General features: G+C 33.4%; 13 protein-coding genes and 8 pseudogenes. 16 read left to right on the top strand and 5 right to left on the bottom strand.

Translation table 11 applies throughout. From position 1 onward, the window contains the following. Positions 1-11 precede the first annotated feature (11 nt). From dppC to ARADI_RS17705, 12 genes and pseudogenes are all read left to right on the top strand, one after another. Positions 12-908: pseudogene (gene dppC, locus ARADI_RS07775) on the top strand (dipeptide ABC transporter permease DppC). A gap of 12 nt (positions 909-920) precedes the next feature. Beyond that, a pseudogene (gene dppD, locus ARADI_RS07770) lies at positions 921-1,901 on the top strand (dipeptide ABC transporter ATP-binding protein). Further along, a pseudogene (locus ARADI_RS07765) lies at positions 1,898-2,855 on the top strand (peptide ABC transporter ATP-binding protein). The pseudogenes dppD and ARADI_RS07765 overlap by 4 nt, the downstream one beginning before the upstream one ends. 752 nt (positions 2,856-3,607) lie before the next feature. Further along, positions 3,608-3,988 (top strand): hypothetical protein, encoded by a 381-nt coding sequence (locus ARADI_RS07760; RefSeq protein WP_439647093.1) that lies wholly within the window; start codon positions 3,608-3,610, stop codon positions 3,986-3,988. A gap of 48 nt (positions 3,989-4,036) precedes the next feature. Next, a complete protein-coding gene (locus ARADI_RS07755) occupies positions 4,037-4,342 on the top strand; it encodes a hypothetical protein (protein WP_119711695.1) in 306 nt (101 codons plus the stop codon). A 258-nt stretch (positions 4,343-4,600) separates the two neighbouring features. Beyond that, positions 4,601-4,918: a hypothetical protein gene (locus ARADI_RS07750; protein ID WP_119711694.1), complete on the top strand. Its 318-nt coding sequence runs from the start codon at positions 4,601-4,603 to the stop codon at positions 4,916-4,918. Between the two features lie 336 nt (positions 4,919-5,254). Then, positions 5,255-6,064: a two-partner secretion domain-containing protein gene (locus tag ARADI_RS07745; RefSeq protein WP_119711693.1), complete on the top strand. Its 810-nt coding sequence runs from the start codon at positions 5,255-5,257 to the stop codon at positions 6,062-6,064. Positions 6,065-6,123: 59 nt separating this feature from the next. Further along, complete coding sequence (locus ARADI_RS17725; RefSeq protein WP_119711692.1) at positions 6,124-6,321, top strand: hypothetical protein; 198 nt, start codon at positions 6,124-6,126, stop codon at positions 6,319-6,321. Between the two features lie 1,059 nt (positions 6,322-7,380). Continuing rightward, positions 7,381-7,935 carry an insulinase family protein gene (locus ARADI_RS17720; RefSeq protein WP_238149269.1) on the top strand — a complete coding sequence of 185 codons (555 nt, stop codon included), beginning with the start codon at positions 7,381-7,383 and terminating at the stop codon, positions 7,933-7,935. 15 nt (positions 7,936-7,950) lie between these two features. Continuing rightward, positions 7,951-8,148 (top strand): hypothetical protein, encoded by a 198-nt coding sequence (locus ARADI_RS17715; RefSeq protein ID WP_238149268.1) that lies wholly within the window; start codon positions 7,951-7,953, stop codon positions 8,146-8,148. Positions 8,149-8,169: 21 nt separating this feature from the next. After that, complete coding sequence (locus ARADI_RS17710; protein WP_238149267.1) at positions 8,170-8,406, top strand: hypothetical protein; 237 nt, start codon at positions 8,170-8,172, stop codon at positions 8,404-8,406. 54 nt (positions 8,407-8,460) lie between these two features. After that, positions 8,461-8,787 carry a hypothetical protein gene (locus ARADI_RS17705; RefSeq protein ID WP_238149266.1) on the top strand — a complete coding sequence of 109 codons (327 nt, stop codon included), beginning with the start codon at positions 8,461-8,463 and terminating at the stop codon, positions 8,785-8,787. Positions 8,788-8,995: 208 nt separating this feature from the next. Here the strand turns inward: ARADI_RS17705 and yhjD are convergent. Both yhjD and ARADI_RS07730 read right to left on the bottom strand, forming a co-directional pair. Next, a pseudogene (gene yhjD / locus ARADI_RS07735) lies at positions 8,996-9,935 on the bottom strand (inner membrane protein YhjD). Between the two features lie 63 nt (positions 9,936-9,998). Further along, positions 9,999-10,391 carry a DUF1090 domain-containing protein gene (locus ARADI_RS07730; protein WP_119711690.1) on the bottom strand — a complete coding sequence of 131 codons (393 nt, stop codon included), beginning with the start codon at positions 10,389-10,391 and terminating at the stop codon, positions 9,999-10,001. 171 nt (positions 10,392-10,562) lie between these two features. On the opposite strand from ARADI_RS07730, the pseudogene ARADI_RS07725 reads away from it, so the two are divergent. Then, positions 10,563-11,405 (top strand): annotated as a pseudogene (locus ARADI_RS07725) (23S rRNA (adenine(2030)-N(6))-methyltransferase RlmJ). A 111-nt stretch (positions 11,406-11,516) separates the two neighbouring features. Next, positions 11,517-12,876: pseudogene (gene gorA, locus ARADI_RS07720) on the top strand (glutathione-disulfide reductase). A gap of 228 nt (positions 12,877-13,104) precedes the next feature. Here the strand turns inward: gorA and mobB are convergent. Continuing rightward, a pseudogene (gene mobB / locus ARADI_RS07715) lies at positions 13,105-13,606 on the bottom strand (molybdopterin-guanine dinucleotide biosynthesis protein B). A gap of 111 nt (positions 13,607-13,717) precedes the next feature. Beyond that, positions 13,718-14,176: a molybdenum cofactor guanylyltransferase gene (gene mobA / locus ARADI_RS07710; protein WP_238149265.1), complete on the bottom strand. Its 459-nt coding sequence runs from the start codon at positions 14,174-14,176 to the stop codon at positions 13,718-13,720. Positions 14,177-15,123: 947 nt separating this feature from the next. Between mobA and ARADI_RS19625 the strand changes: the two genes are divergently transcribed. Further along, positions 15,124-15,249, top strand: coding sequence for a nitrilase-related carbon-nitrogen hydrolase (locus ARADI_RS19625; protein ID WP_255420649.1), 126 nt, complete (start codon positions 15,124-15,126; stop codon positions 15,247-15,249). A 315-nt stretch (positions 15,250-15,564) separates the two neighbouring features. After that, positions 15,565-15,756 carry a nitrilase-related carbon-nitrogen hydrolase gene (locus tag ARADI_RS07705; RefSeq protein WP_238149264.1) on the top strand — a complete coding sequence of 64 codons (192 nt, stop codon included), beginning with the start codon at positions 15,565-15,567 and terminating at the stop codon, positions 15,754-15,756. Positions 15,757-15,917: 161 nt separating this feature from the next. On the opposite strand, the pseudogene ARADI_RS07700 reads toward ARADI_RS07705, so the two are convergent. Beyond that, positions 15,918-17,231 (bottom strand): annotated as a pseudogene (locus ARADI_RS07700) (cytosine permease). Positions 17,232-17,252 lie beyond the last annotated feature (21 nt).

The raw sequence follows: 17,252 nt of genomic DNA, 5'->3' as shown, positions 1-17,252 counted from the left end.
GGAAGGCAAATATGTCTCAACTAATTGAACAACAAATAGACAAGATGCCGGCGCCATTAACACCGTTGCAAGAATTTTGGCATTACTTTAGTCCGCAATAAAGGGGCAGTTATTGGCATGGGGTATATTATCTTCATGGTTGTTATTGCTTTATTAGCTAATCTACTTGCTCCTCATTCACCTAATGAACAATTTCGTCAATTTCTATTGATGCCACCGATTTGGCAAGAAGGTGGTAATTTATTTTAGGGACTGATGACGTAGGGCGAGATCTGTTATCAAGGCTAATGCATGGTGCACGCTTATCGCTACTTGTCGGTGGTTTAGTCGTCATTCTTTCCCTGATTATGGGTGTCTCGCTTGGCTTATTTGCCGGTTATATTGGTGGTTTGGTTGATATAGCTATTATACGGATTGTCGATATTATGTTGGCTTTACCTAGTTTATTACTGGCATTAGTATTAGTGGTGGTTTTTGGTCCTTCAATTGTTAATGCTTCATTGGCACTGGCTTTTGTTGCTTTACCACATTATGTGGGACTGACACGTGCGGCAGTATTATTAGAAATCAGTCGCGAATATGTAACAGCTTCTCAAGTGATTGGTGCCAGCGCATTACGTCAAATATTTATTAATATTCTACCTAATTGTTTTGCAACTTTAATTGTGCAGGCTTCTTTGGGTTTTTCCAATGCTATTTTAGATATGACTGCGCTAGGGTTTTTAGGTATGGGACCTCAGCCTCCAACCCCGGAATGGGGCACTATGTTATCGGATGTTTTGCAGTTCACGCAAAGTGCGTGGTGGGTCGTAACATTCCCTAGTTTAGCCATTTTGTTAACAGTATTAGCATTTAATCTGATGGGCGATGGTTTGCGCGATGCCTTCGATCCTAAACTCAAGCAATAATGAGGTGATCTAATGGCATTATTAAAGATAAAAAATCTTTCTGTTCATTTTGGTGATCAAGCGGCCCCTTTTCGAGCGGTTGATCAGATTAGTTATCAGGTAAAAGCCGGTAAAGTGGTTGGTATCGTCGGTGAATCAGGTTCAGGTAAGTTAGTCAGTTCACTGGCTATTATGGGACTGGTTGATAAGCCAGGTCATGTGATCACCGATAGATTGATTTTCAATGGGCGTGATCTATTAAAAATGCCAGAAAAAGAGCGCTGTCAGTTAATTGGTGCTGAGGTGGCAATGATTTTCCAGGATCCGATGATCAACCTTAACCCTTGCTTTACTGTTGGTTATCAAATTATGAAAACGTTAAAAATTCATCATAGCAGTAATCGTCGTAGTCGTTATCAACGCGCTATCGATTTGTTAACTATGGTCGGCATTCCTGAACCAAAATCACGCTTTGGCATCTACCCGCATCAGTTATCAGGAGGTATGAGCTAGCGTGTTATGATCACGATGGCACAGGCTTGCCGCCCTAAATTATTGATTGCTGATGAGCCAACGACAGCACTCGACGTTACTATTCGGGCACAAATCATGGAGCTGCTATCAAGCTTGCAGCAACAAGAAAATATGGCTTTAGTACTGATCAGCCATGATTTAGCGTTAGTAGCTGAAGCCGCTAATCATATTATTGTCATGTATGCCGCGCAGGTGATAGAATCAGGTAAAGCTAAAGACATTTTTACTACTCCACGTCACCCCTACACACAATCACTATTGAAGGCATTGCCCGAATTTGCGCTTAATAAACAGCGCTTAGATTCGTTGCCAGGTGTTATTCCGGGAAAATATGATCGTCCAGTTGTTTGTTTACTTAATCCTCGTTGCCCTTATGTCGGTGACAAATGCCGAACTAAGGAGCCGTTATTGCAGGTTATCGCTGATAGGCAAGTAAAATGTCATATTCCACTGTATGATAACTGGAGGCCAACAATATGAATAACTCCAACCAATTAATAACACCCTTACTAAAGGTAACGGAGCTGAAAAAATATTATCCAGTAAAAGGTCGCTTATTTTCAGCGGATAGAACAGTAAAAGCCTTGGATGGCGTTTCATTTGAGCTGCAAAAAGGTAAGACATTGGCGATAGTCGGCGAATCCGGTTGTGGAAAATCGACATTAGGGCGGCTATTAACCATGATTGAAACGCCGACTACTAGTGAGCTTTACTATCAAGGGCAGGATCTATAAGTTAAAGATAAAACGGCGCACAAGTTGCGGCGGCAAAAGATCTAAATGGTATTTCAAAATCCTTATGCATTGCTGAATCCACGTAAAAAAAATCGCTCAGATCCTCGAAGAGCCCTTATTAATTAATACTCCATTTTCTTCTATCGAGCGTAGAGAAAAAGTCTTGCATATGATGGCCAAAGTGGGGTTGAAGGCAGAGCATTTACACCGTTATCCCCATATGTTTTTTGGCGGACAAAGGCAACGTATTGCTATTGCCCGTGGCTTGATGCTTGAGCCGGATATTGTGATTGCTGATGAACCCGTATCGGCAATGGATGTCTCTGTTCGGGCGCAGGTATTGAATTTAATGATGGATCTACAGCAGGATTTTGGTTTGTTATATGTTTTTATTTTTCATGATTTATCGGTGGTTGAGCATATTGCTGATGAGGTGATGGTGATGTATTTAGGCCGGTGTGTTGAAAAAGGCACGAAAAAACAAATTTTTGGCTATCCACGCCATCCTTATACTCAAGTACTATTATCTGCTACACCTCGGCTCAATGCTGATTTACGTCGTGAGCGGATCAAATTAACCGGTGAATTGCCGAGCCCAATCGATCCACCACCAGGTTGTGCCTTTGCTGCCAGGTGCCAACATGCTTTTGCCCAATGTCGCCACTCACGACCAGAGTTAACTAGTTATCATGGCCAGTAGGTTGCTTGTTTTACTACCGATTTAACGAATATTTAGTGATCATTCGTAACTAATCAATTTTTTTGTTAATTGAAGTGATAATAATATTTATTAGTATTATTATCACTTTTTTATTATTTAGCTGTTAGCTTGTATATCAATATTATCAGATGACAGGCAATATATAGCTTAAAATTAATTAAATAGACTACTAAATATCTATAGTAAAAAATAAATAAGAAATATATTATTATTATAAATAGAATGATATTTTATAATGCCAATTTAACAATAATCGTAAATGATAATATTTAAGGAATATTTATTATGATAACTATCTTAATGATTACATTTGTTTTGTTTTATTTTATTTGACAAATTACTAATGTTTTTTTAAGCTGAAAAATCTTTAGTTTGCGCGTTAATTTATTAATTACATGGAACTATTTTATGACAAAAAATAAACTGAGCTTTATTACTTTAAGTGTTGCCAACATCCTTTTTTATTTTCATATTAATGCCAGTGAAAACATTATTATTGACAATAATAAAAAGATATTACTCTATAAATTAAAAATGGCATTGAACATATTAATATTGAAAAATAGAATAAAAATGGTATTTCCATTAATTATTATCTAAAGTTTAATGTTAGTGAAAAATGGGTTATTATTAATAACCCAAATTATCTAGCGAACTCAGCTGCAAAATTTATTATTAATGAAGTCATATCTAATGAAAATAATTCACTTAAAGGTGATGATACATATTTGATGATTGCTAATCCAAATGGTATTGAGTGTAATGATTGTTCGTTTTCCGTTACTAAGCAACAGTTATTAGTAACAGATAAAGTTAAATTAATCAATATCAAGGAATCATCAATCTTACCACAAGTCGGTAAGATCCACTATAAAGATGGCGATTTGAAAATTAATGTTTCAGCTGAAGGAAAGATTATATTTAAAAATAATATTAAGTCAGTTCATGATGAAGGGTTATTAAAACTTATTTCTAATGAAATAGCGATGTCTGATGGTAATCTAAATGGTAAGTTTCTTAAAACTATTATTGGTAATAATGAAATTAAATTTTCCCGTAAACATAAAGCCTATGGTTTATCTTATGTAAGATATAATTTCCATACTAATTAAAAGGTTCCATCTAATTATTCACTTTGTCGTAAAGGGAAAAACGGTAAAATGGATATATATCGAGTAGCCAATTATTCTGATTATTATCACTCTGTGACGGGTCACCTTGGCCAGCAGGAAAATAGTCCTGATGCAGGTTTGTTGATTAGTGAATATGCAAACGTGAAATTTAGGGGTTTAAGCATTACACAAACGGGCGATAGTGGTGTTATTAATGAGGGGCAGTTGAGTGCTAACAAGTTTTATACAGATATAGAAAACCAGTTCATCAACATGAAAGACGCTAAATTGATTGTTGTTGATGATCAAAATGATAAATTTGTAAATAAATCAATTATTAAAGCAAAAGATTAAAATTTGATCATGCAACTTTTAAAATGAATAACACTGGTACAAAATATTAATGTTGATTCGTTTGAAAATACCAATAGTTATATAAGCAGCCAAAATGCCATTATTTATGTAAAAAGTAACCAATTTGATAATAAAAAGGACTCTTATCAATATGGTCATTTTGATGGTAATAAACCATCAGATTTAAATTATGGCCAATTTTCACTCAATAATTCCAAGTTAGTATTCGATAGTAAAGAGATTACCAATAATGCTGACTTGATAGGGGATGGTCGCTTAGAAATGAACACCGATTCTTTAAAAAATCGTGGCATTATTAAGGTAGAGGGTAAAAATGTGCTAATAAAGATAAAAGTTAATGAAGTACTTGATACATATGGAAATAACATAGCTGCCAGTAATGGTTTAATAATTGATGCTCAGCAATTAAAAGTTAAAGATGGTAATATTAAAATTATTAATAAAAATAAAAACATTAAGCCTGTTGTTAGTGCAACAGAATTAATTGATATTACTCCTGATGAGCAGTTGAAATTTGTTAATAGTAATAAAGTCGACTTTAATTGTAAGATGTAAATAAAAAATAAATTAGTTATTTTAACAATAAATAATTTATTAGTAATAGCGCCTACCAAAATTAGGAACTATTTTTTTATTCAGCAATTAACGGGATGAATGATAAATTTGATTGTTAAGCTAATTGAAATTTTTCTCAATATTTAAAGTGAAAATTTGATGGGTAATTTTTATTGTTGAAATTTATTTCTGCAATATAATAAAATAATTAAAAACTTTATTATTATAAATAGTTATGTTTTATTTTTCTTGACTCATAATATAATTTTTATTTAAGATGAAAACTCTTTAGTTTAAGCATTAATTTATAAATTATTAATTACATGGAGGTACTTTATGAGAAAAAATAAATTGAGTTTTATCGCTTTAAGTATTGCTAGTATCTTTTACTCTTTCCATGTTATTGCCAATGAAAATATAATTGTTGATGATAAACTAAAAACCGATTTAACGATTGAAATGAAAGATGTTATTAAACATATTCATATTGAAAAAGCAAATGAAAATAGTATTTCTCATAATTATTATCAAAAATTTAATGTCGGTAAAAAAAGTGCTGTTCTTGAAAATACAAACGATTTAGCGGCAAAAATTATTGTTAATGAAGTAACTTCAGCAGAAAAAAGTTTACTCAAAGGCAAGTTAACCGTTAATGGTAAAGCAGCAGAGCTAATTATTGCTAATCTTAATGGTATTAAATGTAATGGTTGTTGGTTTGCTGATTCACCTACCCAGCGGTTAGTAATAGGAAAAGTTTTTTATATTGAAGAAAATTCTCTAATCAGGTTTAGAGATGTGGGTTTTAATGAAGTACAGTCAGGAGAAATACTTTTAGCGACTGAGAATGGTGATATTGTATTTAAAGGTAATAGTCGTGTTCATCGTAGCGGAGAAGGACGCTTAGATCTTATCTCGCGTAATATTAAAATTTTGGATAATAGTTCTCTGTCTGCAAGCACAATTTATGGCACGATCGGTGATAATATTTTAAGAGTTTCTCATGATCATCAATTATCCATTATTGGAAAGAGTATACCATTAACCGAAACTCCTACTACTGGTCTGTCTATTGGAATAGATGCACGAATTCAAGCTAAATATATAAATGTTAAGTTAACTGATGATTATTCAATAAATAATAGATAATAAGTTTGGACGAATAATCTTGATGTCGATATAAATAGTAACTTTATTGATGAAAAAATGTGCAAGTAATTATTGGTGGTAATGGTAACGATAAACCAGAAGAATTATTTTATTTTGTAATAAAAACTAAAAGTCTTAGATTTAACAGCACATATTTTAATATTAATAAAGTAGATGTAATTTTTTTTGAGTCATTATTGGTTAACTATGATAATATTAAAAATATTAGCGATTATATTATTAACATTGATAATTAATATAAATTATACAATAGTTAATAATAAAATTAATGATAGTAAATTATATTTTACCTAATAAATAATAAACATAGAAAATGAAGCTCTCATTTTTGATAGAGACTTAATTCTAGTTGAACAGGCATCTGGAATTAAAATCATTTGGTAATGTGGAAAATAGTGGAACTATAGAAATTATAGACACCAGTCTAGTATTGACATTAGTTGAAGATGCAATAAATATAGATGCTATTAATGATAATAGTAAGATAATTTCAGTAAGAGATTTAACCGTTGATATAGTTATTTTCTGCTAAAAATAAAGTTATTTCAATGACATATTTGTAGAATAAATCGCTAATATGGTACCGCTTACCGTTTAATGAAATGACATTCGCTGAAATAATAATACTGAATTTGGCCAAAGTGATAGATTATTAGAGGATATATTTGAATAGTTAACCTCTCCAAGTCATAGCGGCTACGGTAAAGTAGGCGCTATTGTTTTTCCTAATCGACAAACAAATCATTTTCTATAAGAATAATATTCGATAAAATTATTAGAATGAAAATTTTATCATAAAAATAGATAATAAAATTGTATTAATACATTGATTTAAATAGATCATCTGTGATGTATGTTGTTATTTTTTATATTTGAATAATTTTATTTATGAATTAACAACTTTATTGATTGTAATCGTAGTTAATTATTAATATGTTTTATATTATTTAAAGTGATAATATCAGTAACCTGTATTAAACAACTATTTTTGACCATAATGTAGTTAATAAAATTCGATAGATATCAAATAATCTATAAAAAACGTAGTGGTGAACCTTAAGCTTAACATGGTAGTCTTAGAGATCTAAGAATATCCCAAATATTATGAGATTTAACCAGAGATCAGCTGTCTAAGCCCTGAGGTGGTACTTTCCGTTAAAAATAAATGTGGCATTTGACGGTTAAATCTAACAATTAACAACAAGAGGTTTGCATGCAGGGCATTAAAATTTGGTATTTTATTGGTGGCGCACTAATGGCTTTGTCCAGCCAACTGCCGGCAGAAACTTTTCAACTTGATCCTGCCTGGCAGCAAGGTAAAATTAGATAATGGTTTTTCTTGGCAACTATTGCAAACTCCACAGCGGCCGAATGATAGGATCCAATTGCGGTTAGTTGTCAAAACGGGTTCAATGGTAGAAACAGAAAGTCAGAGAGGCTTTATCTATTTGATCCCCAAGATGGCACTGTTCCACAGTAAAACTTTAAGCAATTCGCAATTACAACAGTTATGGCACAATGCTATTGATCCAGCAGCACCGATCCTTCCGGCGATTGTCTCTTATGACGTAACTCTTTATAACTTAAGCTTACCTAACAATCGACCTGAGTTACTGAAAGAGGCATTTCAATGGTTGGCAGGCTCGGCAGCGGGTAGCCAATTTGATAAAAAATCATTAATGATGGTAACGTCGTTACCAAAGCATATGGTAGTAACACATCCCGCTAATGTAAAAGATCCTTTATGGCGAGCGAGAATAAAAGGGTCAACCTTAATTGGCCATGAATCGGGTGCGATGCCAATTACATCGGTTAAGTTAGAAGAAATTAACAAATTTGTTCAACAATAGTATACACCTGATATAATGATGCTTTATGTCACTGGTCATGTTGAGAACCGTTCATTGACGGAAAATATTAATCAGATTTTTTCAGCGCTTAGTGGAAAACGTTCTATGCCGGTTACTGTGGCGGCGCTACCAGTTCTTCCACCACAAATAATTAATTTAACCAGCTTAAATCCAGCAAAAGATTCTTTATCGCTGACTTGGGATTTTGGTTGACGAACGATTAACGATTCTGAAATGTTAAAGCATTATTGGCTTGATGATTTAGCCAGAGAGGCTATTTTTCGTTCAATTAAACAGGCTGTTGACAAAAAATATGGCAAACTTGTTGGATTGAATATGGATTGCTGTATTCAATATCAGCGAGCAAGCTGTGCATTATTAGTATCGGGCTGCGCGCCTGAAAAAATGAAGAGTGTAACCGAAAGTTTGTTAGCAGAATTATCTGCTATTAACAATAAAGGTATTTCTTAAGCCATATTTGAGAAAATAGTACAAGAAAAACAGCAGTAATTAGATCAGCTATTTGTGGCTTATGCTAGAGTAAGTACTGACATATTAATTAATCAGCGGCTGATTTTACAACAAAATGGTATCATAGATATTGCACCGGAACAGTTTCAACGTTTAAGGCAAGCTTTTCTGGCAGAATTAACATTAGCTGTAATAACTGAGGATGCTAAACGGTTGGTTGCGCAGGGGCATACCTTTATTTTATCTCAACCAGTTGATAAAAGACGATTAGATATTGAACAGCTTAGAAATAAGTTTAAACAAGCTCTGTGGTCGGCTGTGGCTACATCGGCAACGGAACAGGAAGTAAATGACAGCTCACCTGTTACCAGCTTTAATTGATTACGATAAAAAATCATAACTTAATGGTAATAAAGATATATGGATATCATGAACAGGTAGCTTATTATCTTAAATAAATAGGGTTATGCCGCAAATAGTTACTGATGATTATTTTTTCAGAAATATTTATATAACAGAATTGTTGGATTTTATTTGCCAACTTTCTATTACTAATAAGTTATCAAGTAATAGTTTTATTATTGCGTCATTACGCTGGTTTATCTGTGGCTATCCAGGCAGCACAGAAAAGGGTCAAACGGGCAAAAAAATAGAAAAAAGCCATAACCAATAACTGAACCAAATGCGGCACCTGATGGTGAGCTCGCTAGGCTAGGCAATACCCAAGTCATAATAGATTTGAGTATTTCAAAGCCAATAGCTGCAATTAATTTTCCTTTCAGTAACGAAATACGGCGAAATTGTTGATGGGGTAAGATCCAAAAAATCTACATGAACAATAGATAATTAGTCATAATTGAGATGGTCAAGCCGACTATTGTCCAAATCCGACGTAGCCATTCAATAGCATCAAGATGCAATAGACTAACCAGTGTTGCTTGTTCCGAGCCGGCACTAGAAGTTAATGTAATGGTGATAACTAAGGCAATTAATAAGCCGATAAGAAAAAGAAAATCACGAAAATAGAGAAAAAATGGATTCTTTCTCATCTTCGTTTCTTTCCCAAATATCACGAGATTGCGCCAAAATAACTTGACGAAGGTTATTAACCCAATTAACCCTAGAATAAAGTGCAATCGCTAAACCGGTCAAATCGACGGCTGTACTAGCGGTATCGATACTTCTTTCCAGCGTTTGGGCTAATGTTGGATCACTAATACTTTTTGATATACCGCGGATCAATTTTTCTAGTAAATCGGGATTGGAGGCTAATATAAAGCCAGTTGTTGCAAAGGAAAATATAAGGACAGCGATCAAAGAGAGAAAAGAAAAATAGGTAATAGCGGCACCAAATTGGTTGCCCATACAGTCAAACGTTCTGCCGCGCGGATTAAATGAGCAATAAATGGAATATTATAGATAACATCAACACACTTCTTTGAATAGGTTAATGCTTTCTAACCACTAACAACACTTTTGCTCAATGTGTTTTTCACCTTTTTGCTCTCCTTAGGCTGCATGGCTATCATTTGCTCAAAATTGTTTTTAAGTATGACCTGTTTTTATTTAAATTCGTTTAATTTGCTGATGATTTATTTACTTGCTTTTAATATTTCCTCTGCTTTATACAGCTCAATTTTGGCTTGTTGCAGTTTTTGTTGCTGCTTACTAATTTTATTCTTATCTCCTTTTGCTTGCGCCTCTTTCAAGTCAACTTCACGTTCTCTAACTTTTAAGCGTTTTTTCTCAACTTCATTTTTATTTTTTTGATATATAAACTCAGAGCTACAATTATTCTCTAAATTTTTTAAAGCCGTTTTTAACCCATCAATTTTATCTTGATTATTATCTTTTTTAGCATATTCGATTTGGGTCTGTATTGTTTGTTTTTTTATTTTACACATATTTATTTGTTGGTTAGTAAATACCAGGTTACTACCAAGCATAAATGCAATACAATATATTGATAATGATATTTTTTTCATAGTCTATTCACTTTTTATTGTTAATAGTCTATTCAGCATAATGCTATAAATATGTTATGTTATTATCAGAGTTTAATATTACTATGATAAAATGTGCGGTAATATAAGTATAGTAGTAGCTATATTTAGCCCTCGCAAAAACAGTTTTTTATATTAAATGGTAATAAATTTATGTTAAGTTATCGTCACAGTTTCTATGCTGGTAATTACGCAGATGCATTAAAGCATATTGTACAAAGTTTGATTATTGAGTCTCTCAAGGAAAAAGAAACGCCTTTTCTTTATCTTGATACTCATGCTGTGGCTGGTCGCTATCAACTAACAGGTAAGCATGCGGGTAAGACGGAAGAATATCTTGAGGGAATTGCGCGTTTATGGCAACGAGATGATTTGCCGACAGAGTTAGCTGCTTACCTAACAGTAATGACTAAACTGAATGCCAAAGGTGATCTTCACTATTATCCAGGATCGCCATTATTGGCTAAGTTTTTGTTACGCGAGCAGGATAAACTGCTATTGACTGAATTACACCCTAGTGATTATCCCATACTAAGATCAGAGTTTGCTAAAGATAAACAAGCACAAGTTTTACGGCAAGATGGTTTTCAACAGTTAAAATCTAAGCTACCGCCATCAAGCCGTCGAGGCATTATTTTGATTGATCCACCATACGAATTAAAATCAGATTATCAATCAGTGGTTAATGCTGTTTTGGAAGGTTATAAGCGGTTTGCTACAGGAATTTACGCTATTTGGTATCTGGTAGTTTTACGACAGCAAGTTAAGCGAATGATGCACGGACTGCAAAATAGTAGGATCCGTAAAATACTAAAGATTGAGTTAGCGGTACGTCCAGATAGTGATCAGCGAGGAATGACGGCTTCGGGTATGATAATCATTAATCCACCATGGAAATTGGAACAATAAATGCGAACGTCGTTACCATGGTTACATAAGGTTTTAGTGCCCGAAGGAATAGGTCATACCTGTGTAGAGTGGATTGTGCCGGAATAGATTTTTTATTCCTCATTGTAGTTTGGTGGTTTTTAACGGGTTATTAATAAATAGCTCTATAAGAATGTTAGTTAAACTGTAATTTAATTAATAAAATCGAATAAATTAACGATGAATGAGCATTATAATTATATCGCTATTGGTGGTGGTAGCGGTGGAATTGCTTCAATAAATCGTGCTGCTATTTATGGTCAGAAATGTGCTCTTATTGAAGCAAAAGCATTAGGTGGAACTTGTGTTAATGTTGGTTGTGTACCCAAAAAGATCATGTGGTATGCCGCACAAGTTGCAGAAGCGATAAAAGCTTATGGGCCTGATTATGGTTTTAATACGAGTATTAATCAATTTGATTGGCAAAAATTGATCACTAACCGACAAAACTATATTAATCGTATCCATGAGTCTTATAAACTTGGTTTGAGTACTAACAAAGTTAAGGTAATTAATGGAATGGCGTTGCGCGTTTTATTGATGCTCATACCATTGAGGTTAATGGCAGCAGGCTAACCGCAGATCATATTCTAATTGCCACCGGTGGCAGACCTGCTTGGCCTAATATTCCCAGCGCCGAATATGGGATAGATTCAGATGGTTTTTTTCAATTGACATCTTTACCTAAGCGAGTCGCAGTTGTTGGTGCTGGTTACATTGCTGTTGAATTGGCTGGCGTATTGAATGCTTTGAGTAGTGAGACCCATTTGTTTGTGCGCCAACATGCTCTTTTGCGTCATTTTGATCCTATGGTAGTTAAATCATTACTAGAGATCATGCAAAATGAAGGTATAACATTGCATACTGGATCTATTCCTAAAGCTGTGATTAAAAACTCTGATGGTAGTTTAACTTTACAGTTAGAAAATGGCCAAACTCAAACTGTTGATACATTAATATGGGCAATTGGTCGTGAGCCAATGACAGACAATTTAGGTCTTGATTTGGCTGGTATAGAACGGGATAACAAAGGTTATATTAAAGTTGATAAATTCCAAAACACTAATATAAAAAGAGTGTATGCAGTCGGTGATAATACTGTAGCGGTCGAATTGACCCCAGTTGTTATAGCGGCTGGCCGTCGATTATCAGAACGTCTGTTTAATAATAAACCTGATGAGCATCTGAATTATAGCAATATACCTACAGTAGTATTTAGTCATCCGCCAATAGGCACCGTTAGTTTAACTTAACCGCAAGCAAAAGAAAAATTTGGTAGCGATAAGATTAAAGTATATCAATCGTCTTTTGTTTCAATGTACAAAGCGGTAACTGCTCATCGTCAACCCTACCGTATGAAGTTGGTTTGTGTTGGTGAAGAAGAGAAAATTGTTGGTATTCACGGTATGGGTTTTAGTATGGATGAAAAATCTTGCAAGGCTTTGCGGTTGCATTAAAAATGGGAGCTACTAAACAAGATTTTGATAATACCGTGGCTATTCATCCAACGGTGGCAGAAGAATTTGTTACTATGAAATAATCACTGTCTTGTCAGTGATTATTTTGATTGATAGATTCTTAACCGGTGGGTTAGATTATTGGTTAAGGATTATCGGCGGAAAACTAACGCTATTAGATGGTTGAGAATATAGCTTGACTTATTAATGGTACTGTTACTTGCCTATCGCAATAGTACCTATTTAATTCATCTAGAACTTACAATAAAAATCTATTATTAATAAAATAGTCTGTTTATTATTCATTTTTATCATTTGTCTGTTAACCAATTAGCGATACAATCGGCTATCTGTTCAGGAGAGTTAATATCCAATTGCAGAAGTTGGGTAGCTTGTTTGTCATCACTTGCGACTGCTATCACGTGTTGATCCATGATATCCAAGAAAGGACGATTGGAAGTCGCTCGATACAGCGCAATTTTAGGGATACTTTCTTCTTTAAATCCTTCAACTAAAATTAAATCGGTCTGTTGGGGATCAAATTGATTTACTAAATAAGCTAAATCAAGAGTGGTATTATTTGATGTCTCTGTCATTAACGTTCAACGGTTGTTGACAGGCAATTAATGTTTGCTTGGCGTAATTGATAGCTATCTTTATTAGGTTTATCAATGTCCATGTCATGATGGGTATGTTTGATAATCCCGACAGCTAGCAAAGGAATAACTTTTTTAATAGCGTTGTCTTTCCCGTACCACTATAAGCTGTTATTCCAAGTAGTAGGATTACATTTTTATTTGTTGTTGCTCCCATTGATAGCAATCTGCCAACGTATTTAGATTAACAAAATTTTTGTCATAATGGGCAAAATTTACTGCTGAAGCGTTAATTTTTTCCATAAAAGAGATTACCTTGTGCTGATGCTTAATTAAATTTTCTTCTAGTGTTGGGATAACAAAACGATGAAGTAATGCAAAAATTGGATGGGTTAAAGCCAGTGCTCGCAACATAACTGCCGACATTTTCTTTTCGACCTTGACAAAGTTTCATCACTAGGTCATCGGGAAAATCTGGAACATCACAAGGTACAAAGGCAACCCAAGATGTTTGAGCGGCATAAATACCTGCTAACATGCAGGCTAGGGGGCCAGCAAAATCTACTATGGTATCAACAATAACAGGATATCCTGCTTGTTGATATTTTGTGATATTTCGATTGGCATTAATGAATAGATAATCAACTTGTGGCAACAGTTTTGCAATTGCATATTGATAAAGTGATTTGCCTGTAATCTGGATCAGCCCTTTATCGCACCGATTCATTCGACGAGCTTGCCCACCTGCTAATATTATGCCAGTGACTACAATTTTGGCTATACTCAATTTACCTATTATGCTGGAGTTTTTAATTAGTTATTTCATTTTGTTATAAAAAACATTTTATATTATGGGAGTAAAGAATTAAATATTCTAATATGTTAATCCATTATTATTGAAATGGTTGTGATTGATTAAGAATATTTCTAATATTTGTTATCTAAATAGATTATATAGTAGCAAAATAAATGAGTGCTATTTTAGACGATAGAATTTTTTCGATTGCAATACTGCCCATGGTAGTTTAATTTTTTTTGATAAGCCGTGTCGATATATTAACAGTTACGTTGAAAGTAACAAAATTAAAAATAACTGTATTGAGTTATATATCTAATCCTATTATTCTTTAATGATACTTATTTTTGTACCACTTTCACCCATCAATACTCCATTATTGTCATCTACATCAAATTGGTAAATTAATCCCTTTTCTGTTAGTTTTATGTTGTGTAACTTTATTATTTTTAACACTTTTTCATTGTAAGATACAGTCATACCAGGCTTTAATCTTTAAAAAGTTGTTTTACGTTTTTGTTGTACATTAAACATAGTAACTTTCCTAAATACTTTGTTAGAATATTAAATAAGCATTAAACCGATTAAGATTAATCATGCTATTCATTATCTACAATAATACTAAAAATATTTTTATATTAATGTATTTAAAAATTCACCCTAAAAATATTTTTCATAAATAAATTTATATAATATAGATTGAATTAACATAAACTTATCGCTTAACTATTTTAATGATAGACATTTAAATAAATTTCCAAAGTGTTGGTAAAAGCTTTTAATTAAATTTATATAAGAAACTATTTTAGTATTTATTTTCAGATATTTTTTAGTTATAAAATAGTGTATTATATTGGTAAATACTTAGTTTTTAGGTATTGTTGTAGGTTAATATTATTAATATACTTAAAAATTTAATTGTTTTATAGAAATAAATTTTGCTACAGATTGCGCTTGCTCAGATTGATACAATTTTGGGCGATAAGAAAAGTAATTTATTAAAAATAGAAAAATTATGTAAAAAAGCGGCATCGAATAATACGGATATTATCTGTTTCCCTTAAGTTAGTAACAGCTGGTTATTTGCCAGAATTATTACGTACTGAACACTATGGTCGCTGAGTGAATCGAATGGAGGAGAAACTGAGCAATTATTAAGTAAACTCTCAATACAACTAAATCTAACCATTATATGTGGATTTATTGAACGTGGATAGATTTTAGGTGAAATTTTTAATTCGGTAGCTGTTTGGGCGCCAAATAATGAAAGTTGGATTGGAATATTTCAAAAAATTTATTTGGTTAACCATGAAAGAACTTAGTTTACTCCTGGGAAGAATATACCTATATTTGATACGCCAAAGTGTCGTATTGGTGTAATGATTTGTCACGATGCCGGTTTTCCTGAACTCGCTAGAATTCTAATCTTGAAAGGAGCAGATATGCTGTTTCTTCCTGCGGCCTGGTATAAAGAAAGTAAAGATATTTGTTCAATAAATTGTGCCAGTCGAGCGTTGGAAAATGGCATTCATTTAGCAGCTGTAAATCGATGGGGTAAAGAACAAGATTAAATTTCTTTGGTGGCAGTTAATTAATAGGAGCACGTGGACAGTTGTTAAAATAGCATCTTATAATGATGAAGATCTTGTTTTTTGCGAGGTTGATTTTAACTTACAAGCAAAAAGCAGATTAGAGATACCTTATTTGCGGGATAGACTGACAGATGTTTATTCTATTGAATATTTATCTGAAAAATAGCTGCTTTAGTCTTTTTGCTGAAAAAAGTGCATAGTATCCAATATGCGATACTGGCGCTTATTAATAAAGAATTCAATGATGGTATGCCAAAGTCGATGGTAGCGCCAACAAAGCTGCCTAATAAATAGGATATAAATGGCATTCCATCCGATTAAAGGTATTGATGTTAAGCTTGGTAATTCACCCGTTTGCCTATAAGCATCGAGTAATTTACGATTAGTGTGAATGATATAATAATCAATCAACATTACGCCAATAATAGGAGGGAAAAGGATACCGAGAAAAGTGAGGAAATAGATAAATTTTTCTAGTATACCTAAAACAGATAAAAATGTTCCTATACATCCCAAAGTAATTGTTAGCTAAATGTAAGATTAATTTTTTGCCAGTTAGTCCTTCAACAGTACTAGCAACCCCTCATGATGAAGAATAAAGGTTTAAGTCATTAATTTATAGCTGAAAAATAACCGTAAGAAGACATATCCAGCTGGCTGTTTGTCCCATAATTGTCACTACGTCATGGGTGTCCAGTGCATGGGCAAATTAATATTGTAATACCATTAACAATAAATTCACCGATAATAATCGATGTTAATGTCATTCAAAAGACATGCATACTACTTTGACAATAGCGACTAATATCTGGTGTAGTAAAGGCGCCGGTCATACATCCACCAACAACTACTGTAATCGTAGCGCTTAGACTCATTGCGATACCGGTTGGTGTAGTCGTGATTAGATTGATAATATTATAATCTTTTATTAATAAAAAGAAAATCCAGCCTACTACCAGAGTAAAAAGTGGTACATAAATTTTTGCTGTCCAATTTAACGCCTTAACACCAAAAGCAACTAATGTTGTTAGTGTTAAGCCTGAGATGATGGCAGCCCAACTAAAACCGAACCAATTATTAGTAGAATAATTTAGGCTGTTAGCTAAAATTGAATTTTGTATACCAAACCAACAGAGCAAACTAACAGCGATAACGATTCCGGCTAATGCTGAACCTATACGTCCAAATCCGCACGAGCGAGAAAGTAAACTAATTGATAATCCCTCTCTTGTACCGGCAATTCCCAAACCCAAACTTAATAATTCCAGTATTAAGGTAGCGCATAATGTTGCTATCATTGCTTGCTCAAATGTCATGGCATGACTTAACACAGCCCCGAGCATAAATTGTGAAAGTGAGGTCATTTGTCTTATTTTGATTAATATTACATTTAATAAACTCAATTTGGCACTAAGAGGCGCCCTATAAAGTGAATATGAAGCATGATCAGACATATATTAATTCTCCTGTTATTT

Origin of the sequence: Arsenophonus endosymbiont of Aleurodicus floccissimus, from assembly GCF_900343025.1 — a bacterium.
Lineage (GTDB): Bacteria > Pseudomonadota > Gammaproteobacteria > Enterobacterales > Enterobacteriaceae > Arsenophonus.
This window is presented reverse-complemented; position numbering and strand designations above follow the sequence as displayed.

Coding starts and splice junctions, on each gene's coding strand:
- ARADI_RS07760 (WP_439647093.1), top strand. CDS start 3,608: ATGATTGCTAATCCAAATGGTATTGAGTGTAATGATTGTTCGTTTTCC.
- ARADI_RS17715 (WP_238149268.1), top strand. CDS start 7,951: ATGATGCTTTATGTCACTGGTCATGTTGAGAACCGTTCATTGACGGAA.
- ARADI_RS07730 (WP_119711690.1), bottom strand. CDS start 10,391: ATGAAAAAAATATCATTATCAATATATTGTATTGCATTTATGCTTGGT.
- ARADI_RS07745 (WP_119711693.1), top strand. CDS start 5,255: ATGAGAAAAAATAAATTGAGTTTTATCGCTTTAAGTATTGCTAGTATC.
- ARADI_RS07755 (WP_119711695.1), top strand. CDS start 4,037: ATGGATATATATCGAGTAGCCAATTATTCTGATTATTATCACTCTGTG.
- ARADI_RS17710 (WP_238149267.1), top strand. CDS start 8,170: ATGTTAAAGCATTATTGGCTTGATGATTTAGCCAGAGAGGCTATTTTT.
- ARADI_RS07705 (WP_238149264.1), top strand. CDS start 15,565: ATGATTTGTCACGATGCCGGTTTTCCTGAACTCGCTAGAATTCTAATC.